Annotated in this window: 9 protein-coding genes; 3 read left to right on the forward strand and 6 right to left on the reverse strand. The window is 63.1% G+C overall.

The features are described from left to right. Positions 1-7: 7 nt before the first annotated feature. On the reverse strand, positions 8-1663 hold the full coding sequence (locus VDQ83_RS09150; RefSeq protein WP_455434681.1) for a fatty acyl-AMP ligase: 1656 nt from the start codon (positions 1661-1663) through the stop codon (positions 8-10). Between the two features lie 485 nt (positions 1664-2148). On the opposite strand from VDQ83_RS09150, the gene VDQ83_RS09155 reads away from it, so the two are divergent. Beyond that, complete coding sequence (locus tag VDQ83_RS09155; RefSeq protein WP_455434682.1) at positions 2149-4587, forward strand: penicillin acylase family protein; 2439 nt, start codon at positions 2149-2151, stop codon at positions 4585-4587. A 42-nt stretch (positions 4588-4629) separates the two neighbouring features. Further along, complete coding sequence (locus tag VDQ83_RS09160; RefSeq protein WP_455434683.1) at positions 4630-6360, forward strand: cyclic peptide export ABC transporter; 1731 nt, start codon at positions 4630-4632, stop codon at positions 6358-6360. A 178-nt stretch (positions 6361-6538) separates the two neighbouring features. Here the strand turns inward: VDQ83_RS09160 and VDQ83_RS09165 are convergent, their stop codons facing one another. From VDQ83_RS09165 to VDQ83_RS09185, 5 genes are all read right to left on the reverse strand, one after another. Beyond that, positions 6539-7756, reverse strand: coding sequence for an ABC transporter permease (locus VDQ83_RS09165; RefSeq protein ID WP_263394604.1), 1218 nt, complete (start codon positions 7754-7756; stop codon positions 6539-6541). Between the two features lie 95 nt (positions 7757-7851). Next, positions 7852-9168 (reverse strand): ABC transporter permease, encoded by a 1317-nt coding sequence (locus tag VDQ83_RS09170; protein ID WP_455434684.1) that lies wholly within the window; start codon positions 9166-9168, stop codon positions 7852-7854. Between the two features lie 86 nt (positions 9169-9254). Further along, entirely contained in the window at positions 9255-9971 is a 717-nt protein-coding gene (locus VDQ83_RS09175) for an ABC transporter ATP-binding protein (RefSeq protein WP_455434685.1), read from the reverse strand. Positions 9972-10652: 681 nt separating this feature from the next. Beyond that, positions 10653-11840: a sensor histidine kinase gene (locus tag VDQ83_RS09180; protein ID WP_455434686.1), complete on the reverse strand. Its 1188-nt coding sequence runs from the start codon at positions 11838-11840 to the stop codon at positions 10653-10655. Further along, a complete protein-coding gene (locus tag VDQ83_RS09185; protein WP_263394608.1) occupies positions 11837-12526 on the reverse strand; it encodes a response regulator in 690 nt (229 codons plus the stop codon). The genes VDQ83_RS09180 and VDQ83_RS09185 overlap by 4 nt, the downstream gene beginning before the upstream one ends. A 111-nt stretch (positions 12527-12637) precedes the next feature. Between VDQ83_RS09185 and VDQ83_RS09190 the strand changes: the two genes are divergently transcribed. Beyond that, on the forward strand, positions 12638-14089 hold the full coding sequence (locus VDQ83_RS09190) for an efflux transporter outer membrane subunit (RefSeq protein WP_455434687.1): 1452 nt from the start codon (positions 12638-12640) through the stop codon (positions 14087-14089). Positions 14090-14102: the final 13 nt, after the last annotated feature.

Below are 14102 nucleotides of genomic sequence, written 5' to 3' on the forward strand. Positions count from 1 at the left end.
GCCGATATCAATGCGCCGCGACGCGCTCCAACTCACCAGACAGGTAGTCCATCCGGCATTGCATCCGTCGCACCTTGCCGCTCGAGGTCCGCGGCAACGCACCAGGCTTGAGCAGCACGATATCCGCTACCGGCAACCCGTATTCGGCATTGACTGATGCGCGCATCGAACCGACCACAGCGGGCAAGTCGGGACGGCGCCGCAGCCATTCACGCTTGAGTTCGAACACCACCACCAGCCGTTCCCCCTCCACGTCGCTTATGCCGAAGGCGGCACCGCCGGCTTGGCGCAAGGCTTCGTGGCTTTGCTCGCACCTGTCTTCGATGTCCTGAGGTGCGTACTTCCTGCCGTTGACGATGATCAGATCCTTGAGGCGTCCGGTCACGTACAACTGGCCATCGAGCATGAAGCCGAGATCACCGGTACGCAGGTGACCGGGGCCCGCACCGTCTATCCGCGCGTGGAAAACACGCTGGCTCAACTCCGGCCGCATCCAATAACCGTGCGCGACGCTGCCACCCCTGACCCATATCTCCCCCTCCTGCCCTTCCGCCATCCTTGACGAGGTCTCGGGATCGACGATCTCGATGCGCGCATCGCCACGCGGCGACCCGCAGCCCACCACCTCTGCGCCGCCATGCCGACGTAGCGTCGGCGCAGCGCCGACCTGCACGCCGGTGATCAGCAACGTCGATTCCGCCATGCCATAGCAGGGATAGAACGCCTCTGCGCGGAAGCCATGTGCAGCAAATCGCTGCGTGAATCGGTCAATGACGCCGGCGCGGATGGGCTCGGCTCCGCAGAACGCCACACCCCATGAAGACAGATCGACCCCAGCGATGGCTTCGCCCCTAACCGTGCGTGCGGCCAGATCGTACATGAAGTTCGGACCACCACTGACAGTGATGCGAAACTCGGAGATGACGTGCAACCAGCGCTCCGGATACTGCACGAACTCGGCAGGCGACAGGAAGCTCGCCGAACATCCGGAATACATGAATTGCAGGACGCCGCCAACCAGCCCCATGTCGTGAAACAACGGTAGCGCAGTAAATAATCGTGATTCCCCTGTGATTTCCATCCCACCTTGGATCGCAGCACAATTGTCTACGAGATTTCCATGGGTGACGACGACACCTTTCGGATCTCCGGTGGAGCCGGAGGTATATTGAAGAAAAGCAGGTGTCGATGCTTCCACGCGCGCAGGCTCCCATTGTGCGGCGCACACTGGGTCCGCGAACGTTTCCACAGGTTCGCGCATATCGATTCTGAGCAGCGCCTCATCCCCCACCGCCAACTCCGCCTGTAGAAACTCGTCGGAATCGAAGATGATCGCATGCGCGCCGGCATCATGGACGATGATTTGTAGACGATTTTGCGAATTCTGCCGGCGTGGCGGAGAGGCGGGAACGGCGACGACGCCCGCAAGCAGGCACGCATAGAAGGCGACAACGAAGTTCTGTTGCGATTTGCATACGAGCACAGCACGCTGCTGCGCAAGGCCCTGCGCCTGAAACTTGCGGGCCCAGCCCGACGCGCGCTCCCATAGCGCACCAAACGTCATGAGCTCATGCGCAAGCGCAGGCCCCTTGAAAAAGCGGCAGGCGACGTCGTCCGATTTCAACTGCGCACGCTGGAGCACGATCTCGGGAAAACTCTGCACGACCACCCTCTCCTTGAGTACGCTTCATTTTCCTGACGCATCTTGAGCTAGGGCATTGGACAAACAGCGGCAGCAGTAGCTGCAACGCTAGGTTCCAAACTGGCTGAAGAGGTCTTCCCCCGGGGCGGCCCGCAGAATATCGAGGGGCCAGCCCATCACTCCGATTTACTTTTCCACCGATATCTTGATTAGTCAAGCCCAGTCCGTGTATATATCCGCGACGGAATCACATGGACGGACTGGAACATGCCATGCTCTACGCGTTGCTCTTTCAAACGAACTCTCGACTGGACGAGCCACGCGGGCCTGCATGGACCTTGCACTCGGTTGTGTCCGGGCGTGCTTGCTGAAGCAGTTAGCGAATCCGCAGCGGTGCACGTAGAGCTGGATTCCTTTCTCCATACGCTGTTCTTCAGCCTCGCTCCGGGTATCCGACAGACCGCCGGCATCGCGCGCAGCGACTCGCCATCGACCCTCGTCGCCTGATGACGCCACGATCGTTTCCTCTGGCGGCGCGCCTGGTCGCGCTCGTCGTGCTGCCACTACTCGCCGGTGCGGGGTGGCTGTTTTTCTCGCTGCACGCCAGTCTGCCTGCCGATGGCACGCTGCGCCTCGAACACGGAGTCTCCGCGCCCGTGGCGATCGCGCGCGACCCCAACGGCGTGCCTCACATACGGGCCGACAGCGACACCGATGCTTTTTTTGCTATCGGCTACGTGCATGCGCAGGACCGACTGTGGCAACTGGAGCTGCAACGGCGCATGGCGCGCGGCCGCCTGAGCGAGATATTCGGCAAGGCCAGCATCGAGACGGACGTCTGGTTCCGCACCTTGGGACTCTATGATTCGGCGAAGTCGGCCTGGCCCGCTCTCAGCCCGGAAGCGCAGCGATCGCTGACTGCCTATTCGGCCGGCATCAACGCCTGGATAGCGGAAAAGCATCCCCTGCCGCCAGAGTTCCGGGCGCTGGGCGTCACCCCCGCGCCTTGGACCGAATTGGATTCGCTGGCATGGATCAAGGTGTTCGCACTTGATCTTGGCGGAAACTTCCGCCGTGAAATCGATCGCTACGTCGCCAGCCAGACGCTGACGGACGCGCAACTCGCCGCCTTTTTCCCTTCCTATCCATCCGATGCACCGACGACGGCCGCTGCCTTCCCACCCACCAGCCACGACGCGCAACGGCTGCTAGCCCTGGCCGCTTTCCAGCGAGGCCTCGAAAGCGCCTACGCGCTCGGCGGACGCAACGTCGGCAGCAACGCATGGGCCGTCGCTGGCCGGCATTCCAAGGACGGCATGGCATTGCTCGCAAACGATCCGCACTTGGGCCTGCAGATTCCTTCACTGTGGTATGTAGTCAGCGTCGATGCGCCGACTTACAAGGTTTCGGGCATGAGCCTCGTCGGCCTGCCCGTGACCGTCCTCGGGCGTAATGCGCATATCGCCTGGGGCGGCACCAACATGATGGCCGACGCACAGGACCTATTTCTCGAACGACCTGATCGGAGCGGCGAGCGCTACGAAATCAACGGCGCATGGCAGCCCTTCCAGACGCGTACCGAGACACTGCAGGTCCGCGCGGATTTTCCGCAGCAGTTGCGCAAGCAGTACGCACCAGTGACGCTTAAGGTTCGCCAGACCCGGCATGGCCCCATCATCAGCGATTATTACGGGGTGTTCGACCAACCCGTCGCGCTGCGCTGGACTGCGCTTGATCCGGGCGACACTAGCTACGAGGCTTTTTTCCGCCTGAACTACGCCACCGACTGGAAGAGCTTCAAGGCTGCCCTCGCAAGCCATGTCGCGCCGGCGATGAACATCCTCTACATCGATCGCGGCGGCAACATAGGCTATCTCGGCGCAGGGCGGATCCCTATCCGCAAACAGGGCCAGGGAACGCTGCCCTCGCCCGGGTGGGACGACTCCCACGACTGGTCTGGGCACATACCAGAGGCTGCCTGGCCGCAAAGCTACAACCCGCCTTCCGGTTACATCGTCAATGCCAACAACAAGATCGTCGATAACGATTATCCTTACCTGATCTCGCACGACTGGGCGTCGCCGGCGCGCGCGCGCCGTATCGAGCAATTGCTGCGGCAGCGTACCGATGCAGGAAAGCTCTTAACGGTCGGCGACATGCAGCGGATCCAGGCAGATACCACTGATCTGGACGCGGCCGAGCTGATGGCGGAGCTGAAGCACCGCCTGCCGCAGGGAGAGCACGGCGCCCAAGCCGCCGCGTACCTGAAGACATGGAATGGAGACATGCGCGCGGACAGCCAGGCCGCCGCCATCTTCACCGTGTGGATGCTGCACTTTCGCCAGCGTGTTTTCAGCGACGAATTGCATGGGACCTGGAACAACCAGCAGGCCTCGAAGATCCTGCGTAGCCTACAAAGCGAAGTGTCCCTGGCGTATCTGCGCGAAATGCTGCAGCGCAATGACCCTGCCTGGTGTGACGACAGCGCGACTTCCGCGCGCAAGACCTGCGACGCCGAGTTGGCCGCGGCGCAGAACAGCGCGCTGTGGGAGCTGTACAAGCTGAAGGGCGACTGGAGCATGGCCAGTTGGCGCTGGGGCGAAATCCAGAGCACCGTGTACACGCATCTTCCCTTCAGCCAATGGAAGCCACTGGACAAAGTGTTCGAACGCCGGATCGGCAACGGGGGCTCTGAAAACACGATCAACGTCGCCTCCTCCGATTTCGCCGGTGCCGATGGCTACCTGCAAAAGTTCGGCGCGGGGTTCAGGCAGGTGGTCGCCTTACGTAGGGTCCACGCCGAACACTATTACATGAACTCGACCGGTCAGTCCGGCAATGCGCTGAGTCCGCACTACGACGATATGGTCGAGCCGTTTCGCGACGTGCGCTACCAGACGCTGGACAGCACCTTCGACAAGGGTCGGACTTCCGACGCGCCTTGAATCGGGGCGGCAGGAACGTTGAAGACTCTCAGGAGCCGCGAGATGAACATGTTTGCCGAGTTTTCCCGCAAGGCGCCCAACAAGGTGTTCCTGTCGATCGTGCTCGGCGGCCTATCGGGCGTGTGCTACTCCTTGCTGATTCCGTTGATCCTGAGCGTGCTCAAGCCAGGTGATACGCGCCTGGACGAAATCGCGGCCTCGCCCACACGCCTGTTTTCGCTGGAGATCGCCAATGCGCCGTTTGCGCTGATCTTCATCGCGGTGTGCGTGTTCATCCTGGTCAGCAGAACGCTGTCGCAGGTAATGCTGAGCCGGGTCGCGATCGATGTGGCCTCGCAGCTGCGCACCGGGCTGTACCGGCAGATTGCCGGCGCTCCAATATCCGCCCTGGAGCGCATCGGGTCCGCACGCCTGCTTACCGCATTGACCACCGACGTTCCGCGCATTGTGATCGGAGCGCGCATGCTGCCCGACCTGCTGATCAACATGGTCACCCTGATCGGCATGCTCGGTTTCCTGCTGATCCTCAATTCCGATGTGTTCTGGTTCGTGCTCGGATGCATCGCTTTCGGTGTGCTGACCTATCAGGTGCCGATGATGATCGGCCGCCACTACTTCATCCGTGCGCGCCGTGGTTTCGATGGCCTGCAGGAATCGATCAACGGGCTGTTGCGCGGCATCAAGGAACTCAAGCTCAACGACGGCAAGCGCCAGGCATATTTCGAATCGGTACTGATGTCTTACGAAAGCGAGGTGCAGCGCAACGAAAAGGCCGGCCATACAATCGTTCGCACCGCCAGCAACTATGGCGATCTGCTCAGCTTCTTCGTGATCGGCTCGATCATCTTCGTCTTCGTCAACTATCGCGTGGTCAGCAACCAGGAACTGATCGGGGTCATCATGGCCTTGCTGTACGTAACCGGCCCGGTTTCGATCATTCTCAACTACATTCCGCAACTCGCCATCTCGCGCGTGTCGATGCAGCGGGTCGACAAGCTGTTTCGCGATATCCCGAGCGAGGACATCGCTACGCAGCAGGAGGCGCCGCGGCCCTGGGAGCATGTTCGATTCGAAGGCGTTCGCTACCATTACAACGGCACCGGAAACGGCTTCGAGGTCGGCCCCTTGGATCTGGAATTCCGCAAGGGCGAGATCACGTTCATCGTCGGCGGCAATGGCTCTGGAAAATCGACGCTCGGCAAGCTGCTGACCCTGCACTACCGTGCCGACAGCGGAACCATCTACTTTGGCGACCAGGCCATCGGCAGCACGTCGATCGGCACCTATCGGCAGGCCATCAGCGCGATCTACTCCGATTATCACCTGTTCGACCAGATCCTGGGCGTGACCGACGAAGGCCTTGCGGCGATGGTCGATCACTACCTGCATGCGCTCCAGTTGGATGGCAAGGTGAAGTACGAACAGGGCAAGTTCTCGACCCTGTCGCTGTCGGATGGGCAGCGGCGCCGCATGGCGCTGCTCGTCGCCATGATCGACGACAAGCAGCTGTACCTGTTCGACGAATGGGCAGCCGATCAGGATCCGACCTTCAAGTCGGTGTTCTACGACGAGATACTTCCGGCGCTAAAGGCAAAGGGCAAGGCAATCGTGGTAATCACCCACGATGACCGCTATTTCCATCTCGCCGACCAACTCGTCGTACTCGGCGAAGGGGTCGTCACCCGCGTCGAGCGGCAATACGGGCAAGCCGAAGACAGGCCGACGCCGCACGCGGATGCGGCCGATGAACCTGCCACGTTGAAAACGGTCTAGATCGTCACAGCAACGGTCCAGCCTCGGACCGAGACCCGCAGTCGCGCCACGCCGCTCGGCATGGCGGTTGGTCGGCGGCGCCATCACCACGTGACGGCCGTCATTGGCCGCATGCTGCAGCAAGCCCATCCCGGTATGGCTGCTGAGTGCGCACCGGTCGTCCCGCAAGCGAGTTTGCTCAGATCGAACGCGTCGCCGCCGCAGGCGAGATCGACGCAGCATGCCGCGCAGGCGCAAGTACCGCCAACTGGCCCAACAGCCACAGCACGATCGCCCCGATCGGCAGATAGGTCAACGGAAGCCGCGGCAACTCGTATTTGCTCATCAGCAGCAGATTGATGGCGTAAGCCAAGAACATCCCGAGCACGATGCCAGCAGTGGCGAGCAGGAAGTTCTCGGTCTGAAAGTAACGCAGGATCTGCGTGCGCGTTGCGCCAAGCGCGCGCCTGACACCGATCTGCCGGGTACGCTGCTGCACCCAGAAACTGGCAAGGCCGACGATGCCAAGCGCCGTGATCACCAGCAATGCGACGCAGACGACGACCAGCAGCCATGCCATCTCGCGATCCTGCCGGTAGTAGCTATCGCGCATCTCCTCGACGGTATCCTGCTCAAGGATGATCCGGTTCGGATCGATGCGCTTCAAGCTGTCCACGGCACGCTTCAGCACCTCGGCGCGGCGCGACGGGTCCGCGACGCGCAGCAGATAGGTGGAGAACCCCCCCTCCACCGGCAATAGGATCGCGTATTCGTAGGAGGATGGATCATTAAAGCCATGCGGCTGCACCAGGTGCTCGACAACACCGACCACCTTGATCGGCGCATCGTTCCAGGCGTAGAAGGATTTGCCGAGGGGATCCTGGTCAGAAAACAGCTTGTTGGCCATCGCGCGCGTGATGATGGCCGAGGGGATCCCGACGTTGCTGTTGGGTGCGTCGAGCGCTGCCCAGTCGACGAATTCGTCTGCCAGGAAACGGCGCCCCGCCACCAGGTTCAGCCCCATCGCATCGAGCAACTGCTTGTCGCCAATATAGTAGGCGGTCTCGAACAGCGGCGTCTGATCCGGCGTCAGCTTGACGTCCAGGCTTCTGCCAAGCAAGCCGAGCGGCACCGAGTTGGAAACCGCTGCGACTTTGACCCCTGGCAATGCACGCAGCGCAGCCAGATCTTCCTTGGCCCGTGCTGCGGCCTGATCATTGTTGTCGTTCTTCGCCAACTGGATGCGCACGAGTTCGCTTTCCGCCAGGCCGGTGGTGCGATCCATCAGCTGCAGGCGGCTATGGATCAGGAACACCGCATTGCACAGGATCGCGCAACTCACGGCGATCTCCAGCACGATCAGTATCGCAGCGGTCTTGTGCCGGCGCAGTGCGGAGAAAATGGGGCGGATGTCCATGTCGTTCCTCGGTAATGGCGCGTTCCCCCGACTGGCCCGGGGGCGATTGGAAGTAACGCGCAACGTTCAGGTCGGCGCGATCTAGGTGCAGGCCACTAATCCGTCTTGAGCTGGATCGCTGGAGCAACCTGGCATGCGCGGAACGCAGGCAGCAGCCCGGCGAGGACGCTGGCACCGACTGCGAGCACGAAGGTGACGATCAGCATGGCGGGATCCAGCTGCGCCAGTTCCGCATAGCTGGTCGAGCGCTGGCGCACCGCCCACAGCCCCAGTAGCGCGAAGCCCAGCCCTAGGATGCCGCCGGCCAGCCCGATCACGCCGGCTTCGACGAGGTACTGCGTGAAGATCGCGCGGTGGGAGGCACCGAGCGCACGCCGAACGCCGATTTCGCTGGAACGGCGCAGGAACTTCGCCAGCAGCAGACCGCTGGTATTGAGCAGGCACACGACAAGGAATCCGAATGCCAGCCAAACCTGCAAGCGGACGTCGCTCGGCACCACCTTCTTGTAGTCCAGCCATTCCATCAAGCTGCGCAGGCGGATGTTGGTCGGTCGCTGGAAGCGGCCAGCGGCACGCTGCTGATTGGAGTAATTGGTGAGGTATTGCCGATAGGCGGCCACTTTCTCTGGCGTGTCGAGCTGGACCCAGTATTGCAACCAGGCGCATGGCGCACTGACGCCGGTGGTGCCATCGGGATCGTCCTCCATATCGTCGGCACCCCAGCAATGCATGCGGCCCGACACGTCCATCTTGAGATCGCGCGAGGTCGAGAATGGAACGAATACCTGCTCTATCTCGCCGTAGAGTCCACCGTATGGATCGTAAAACTTAGGGATTGGACGCCAGTCGTCGAGGACGCCGACGATGCGGAACTCGTTCTGACTCAGCCACAGCGATTTGCCTACGCTATTCTCCCCGCCAAAGAGCTTGTCGTTGAGCGGCTTCGAGATCACCGCGATACGGCTGCGCCCGTCGTCCTCGGCGTTGCCCCAGGCGTTGCCGTACAAGAAAGGCGTGGCGAACATCGGAAAGAAGTCGCCGGATGTGTAGCGGGCATCGACCGAAAACGAACCGAACTCGGCGCGCTGCGGCTTGACCACCACGCTGCCGCGTTTCATCACCGCCTGACGATCAGCGCGGCGCTGTCGCAGCAGTGTTTCGGCGTCGTACCGCGTCATCTGGTCCTCGGGCTCTTCGCCCGGGGTGAAATTCTCCATGTCGCCCGGATCCAACTGCGGATAGAACAGCGTTTGGCTTCGGCCCGGCAGCGGATCGCCTGACAGGATGTAGAACACCGTCAAGGTTGTCATGCTGGCACCGATACCAAGCGCGATCGCCAGCACCATCAGTGCGGTCAACACCCGGTTGCGTTTGAAGCTGCGCAGTGCCAGGTCGAAGTAGTATCCGAACATGTGTTCTCTCTTAGCGCTATCCGTAGAAGCGGAGCGAGTTACGCGGCTCTGCGGCAATCCAATGAAGAGGGAGCGGTGTTGTCGTTCTATGTGGCTGTGTTGTCTTGTGTCAGGGAATTTTCGTTGCGAGGCTTTCCCGACAGGTCCGTGGCGATACCATCGACGATATGAACATTGCGTTTCGCACGCGCAGCAAGCTCGGAATCGTGCGTCACCATGATGACCGTTGTACCTTGCGCATTGATCTGTTCGATCAGCTCCAGAATGCTTTGCGCCATTTGCGTATCCAGGTTGCCTGTAGGCTCGTCGGCCAACAGCAAGCCTGGGCTGCCTGCCAATGCACGGGCGATCGCCGCGCGTTGCTGCTGGCCGCCGGACAACTCGGCGGGGTAATGGCGCATGCGCGAGGCCAGTCCAACCTGATCGAGGGCTGCCTCGATGCGCAGCTTGCGTTCCTTGGCTGTCATGCCGCGGTAACGCAGTGGCACGTCGCAGTTGTCGAACAGGTCAAGATCGGCGATCAGGTTGAAGCTCTGGAAGATGAAACCGATTTTTTCGTTGCGCAGCTTGCTGCGCTGGCGATCGGACATGCCCTTCACGTCGACGCCATCCAACCTGAACTCGCCTCCGCCGAATGTTTCCAGTAGACCGGCGATATTGAGGAAAGTCGTCTTGCCGGAACCAGAAGGACCAGTGACAGCGACGAACTCCCCCTGCCTGACGTGCAAGTCGAGCAGGCGCAGCGCGTGCGTCTCGACCATCTCCGTGCGATAGACCTTGCTGACCTGGCGCATTTCAAGCATATGGAGGTCCTATCTGTGGGCGTAACAAGGCATTCGGTCGCGGAACGAGGCGCTACGCCGCAATTTCTGCATGATCTCGCTCGATAGCCGGTTCCAGCGACCAGCGCTTGAAGACAGGACATGCCGCGGACACCGTGCCTTCTTGGCTGCATGCCGACAGCCGCGGATAGCGCCCGGGCAAGCTCGGTCGCCGACTGCTCCTGCCGAGCCGCGGAAAACGGCGTTTAGGCGTTCATCGGCAGCAACCGCGTCTTGAACCGCGTCTTGCCAAGTTTCCGGTTCGGACGCTGACGCGGCGATACTCTCGATTGCGCCCATACCAGACTCGATGCCGCCCCGTGGATTGCGGCGTCTACGCAGATCCCCGAATCCTTGCGGATCGCACGCCGTGGCCATTGCCGTGCCGATCATCCGGCAGCGGCCGGCACGTCGAAGCAGATATCGGAAACTGAAAGGTCGCGGATGCGGCGTTGGTCGTCCATGCGTATGCCGTCGTTGCGTTGAATTGGCGGACTGACATTAAGCAATATCCATGCCCTCAACAGGTAGACGATTTGAACGGTGGGATACGCCTCGAAAGTGTCCGGCCGGACACTTCGGGTGTCCGCCGGACACTTTCCGGACACCTGTAGGGTGCGACGCGATACCTTCGACCGCTCCTTCCCCGGCCGCCTAGTTCGACTAAACCATCCGCGGCAAGCGCACCAGCGCGCACAAGCCGCCACCCTCGCGGTTGCTGAATTCCAGCGCGCCGCCATGCGCCTGGCAGATCGCCGCGGCGATGGACAGGCCCAGGCCGCTGCCGCCCGAATGTCGCGCACGCGAGTCCTCGGCCCGCCAGAAGCGGTCGAGCATCCGCGGCAATACCTCGGGGGCCACGCCGGGGCCGCGATCGCAGACGCAGACCAGCACCTCGCTGGACTCGACGCTCACTTCGATCAGCAGGCGCTTGCCGGCAGCGCCATAGCGCAGGGCGTTGTCGACCAGCACCGACAGCACCTGGCCGATACGGTCGCGGTCGGCGCTGATCGACAGTCCGGCCGGCACGCGCAGCTCCACCTCCATCTGCGCGGCCTGCAGCGGCTGCGCCAGCCAGGCCAGACGCTCGCGGATCAGGATGTCGATCGGGAAGCTGTGCGGCTCCAGCATCAACTGGTTGGCGCGGGCCATCGACAGCAGGTGCAGGTCGCCGACCAGGCGATTGATCTGCTCCAGCTGGCGATGGACCATCTGCAATTGTTCGTCGCTGCACGGGAAGACCCGGTCCAGCATGCCCTGCACTCGGCCCATCGCCGCGTTCAATGGCGTGCGCAGTTCGTGCGCGAGCATCGCGCTGGAATCGCGGATCTCGCGCTCGTATTGCTGCAGCTGCGCGGTCATGCCGTTGAAGTCCATCGCGAAGCTGGCCAGTTCGTCCGGCGCACGCGCGATCACCTTGGCGCGCGCGGAGAAGTCGCCGTCGCTGATGCGACGGGCCGCCTCCGCCACGTTGGAGAACTGGCGCGACAACGGCCGCGAAGCCAGCAGCCCGCATACCACGATGACCGGGATCGACGAGATCACCAGCACCGCCAGCAGCAGCCAGTCGCGGCTGGCCAGGCCGGGCAGGAAGTCGGCCACGTCGTAGTAGCGTTCGAACAGTTGCCACAGGCGCTGCTCGTTGCTGTGCGGGTCCTGGCGCAGCTCCATCATTTCCTGGCGTGCCGCCGGCGGCAGCTTGTTCAGCGTCACGATGTCCCAGATCGCAAAGCGCAGCCACATGCCGAACACGATGGCCAGCACCGTGACCACCGCCAACGCGCTCATGCGCAGGCCGACCCACTGCCACAGCGGCGCGTGCGCGGTGCGGCGAGCGAATGGCCATTTCATCGGAAGCGGTAGCCGATCGCGCGCACCGTCACCAGCACGCCGGTGATGCGTTCGCCTTCCAGCTTCTTGCGCAGGTTGTGCACGTGGGCGTCCACCACCCGCTCCAGCGCGTCGCTTTCCGGCAGGCAGATTTCCAGCAGCTCGCTGCGCGTATAGGCCTTGAACGGCGTCTTCAGCAAGGTGGCCAGGATGTTGAATTCGGTCGGGGTCAGGTCCAGCGGCACCGGGTTGCCGTCGCCGTCCTGCACTGTGGCCAGGACCGCATTGGTGTCGACCGTGAGTCGTTCGTATTTCAGCGGCTCCTCGCTCGTCCTGGCCGGGCCGGCGCGGCGTAGCACCGCATACACCCGCGCGACCACTTCCTTTGGACTGTAGGGCTTGACCACGTAGTCGTCGGCGCCGTAGCGCAGCGCGCCGAGTTTTTCCGGCTCGTCGCCCATCGCGGTCACCATGATCACCGGCGTATCGCTGCTGCGGCGGATGCTCGACAGCACTTCGGTGCCACTCAGCCTGGGCAGCATCACGTCCAGCAGCACCAGGTCCGGTTTCCACTGCGCGTGCAGCTGGATCGCGCGCTCGCCATCGCCGGCAATGGCGACGTCGAATCCGTCGCGGCGCAGGTACGCCTCGAGGATGCTGGCGCTGTCGGCGTCGTCTTCGACGACGAGAATCTTCTTGGAACTCATGCCCGGTGCAGCCCTTGTCGTGCGTCTTGACGAAATCTTGAAGATTCCTAGAAGCCAGCTTGAACTGGCCGGCCGACTCTATCACTCGAGATTGGCCACCGACTGACCACCATGATTCTATCGCCCGCAGGCAAGGGTCCGCACCGCCCTCGCCTCCTCCTCGCCGCGCTGGTCGCACTGCTCGGCGGCTGCTCGCTGGCGCCGGTCTACGAGCGCCCGCAGGCCGTAGTGCCGCGCACGCTGGGTGGCGTGTCCGCGCCGGCGCCGCAGGCAGCGGCCGCCACGGCACCCCTGTCGGAACAGGAACAGCGGTTCCTGCATGCGTTCTCGCCGAACCACGACCTGGCGCCATTGGTGCTCCAGGCGCTGGCGCACAATCCGGATTTCCGCAACACTGTGCTGCAGGTGCGGCAGGCGCGCGCGCAATACCGGATCGAGCGCGCGCAGCGGCTGCCGCAGATCGGGATCGACGCACAGCAGGCCCGGCAGAGCTACGACGCTTCGCAACAGCAGGAGCGCTACGGGCAGAAGCTGGTCACCGCGGCGGTCGGCGTCGACGATTTCGAACTGGACCTGTTCGGCAAGCTGGCCTCGTTGTCCGCTGCCGCACAGCAGCGCTATCTGGCGTCCAGCGCCGGCCAGCAAGCCGCGCGCGGCGCGCTGGTCGCCGAGCTGCTGCGCACCTATACGCTGGAACGCGCCGCCGCGCAGGCGCAGGCGCGCTTCCAGGCCATTGCCGACGACAGTAAAGCGCTGCTCGCATTCGCCAGCGACCAGCACGATGTCGGGCTGATCTCCACCGACACGCTCGACCGCCAACGCCACCAGGCCGATCAGGCCCGGGTCCGCGCCCTGCAGGCGGCCAGCGACCACGCCGCCGCACGCCGCGCCCTGCAACTGGTCGCCGGCTACGACGCGCCGGCCGGCGCCGGCGATATCGAGGAATTGCTGCCGACCGACGCGGGCGGCATGGCCCTGCGTGACCTAGATTCGGCGGTACTGCTGCAGCGTCCGGACATCCAGCGGGCCGAAGCCGAGTTGCGCGCGCGCAATGCCGACATCGGCGCCGCGCGTGCCGCGTTCTTCCCGTCGATCCGCCTGAGCACCTCGCTGGGGACCGCCAGCGACACCCTCAGCGGCCTGTTCGAGGCCGGCAGCCGCACCTGGAGTTTCGTTCCGCAGTTGACCATGCCGCTCTTCGACTTCGGCCGCAATCGGGCCAACCTGGACATCGCGCAGCTGCGCAAGCAGGCCGGCGTCGCCGACTACGAGAAGGCGATCGAATCCGCCTTCCGCGAAGTGGCCGATGCGCTCGATGCCGGCCCTGCCTTGCAGCAACGCGAACAGCGCGAGCAGGCCAATCGCGATCGCGAACGGCAACGCATCGAGCGCATGGGCCGGCGCGTCGCGCAAGGCCTGCAGGATCGGCCCGCGCTGCTCGGCGAACGCATCGCCGCCGAGCAGGCCGCACTGGATCACCTGCAAGCTCGCCAAGACCTGATCCTCAACCGCATCGCGCTGTTCCGCGCGTTCTATGGCGTGCAACTGCCGCACGCATCCTGATCCCCACGTCGAA

Source organism: Xanthomonas sp. WHRI 7945, assembly GCF_035026585.1.

Bases quoted from the DNA above. Each gene is read 5' to 3' on its own strand.
- VDQ83_RS09160 (WP_455434683.1), top strand. From the start codon at position 4,630: ATGAACATGTTTGCCGAGTTTTCCCGCAAGGCGCCCAACAAGGTGTTC.
- VDQ83_RS09190 (WP_455434687.1), top strand. From the start codon at position 12,638: ATGATTCTATCGCCCGCAGGCAAGGGTCCGCACCGCCCTCGCCTCCTC.
- VDQ83_RS09175 (WP_455434685.1), bottom strand. From the start codon at position 9,971: ATGCTTGAAATGCGCCAGGTCAGCAAGGTCTATCGCACGGAGATGGTC.
- VDQ83_RS09185 (WP_263394608.1), bottom strand. From the start codon at position 12,526: ATGAGTTCCAAGAAGATTCTCGTCGTCGAAGACGACGCCGACAGCGCC.
- VDQ83_RS09165 (WP_263394604.1), bottom strand. From the start codon at position 7,756: ATGGACATCCGCCCCATTTTCTCCGCACTGCGCCGGCACAAGACCGCT.
- VDQ83_RS09170 (WP_455434684.1), bottom strand. From the start codon at position 9,168: ATGTTCGGATACTACTTCGACCTGGCACTGCGCAGCTTCAAACGCAAC.
- VDQ83_RS09155 (WP_455434682.1), top strand. From the start codon at position 2,149: ATGACGCCACGATCGTTTCCTCTGGCGGCGCGCCTGGTCGCGCTCGTC.
- VDQ83_RS09180 (WP_455434686.1), bottom strand. From the start codon at position 11,840: ATGAAATGGCCATTCGCTCGCCGCACCGCGCACGCGCCGCTGTGGCAG.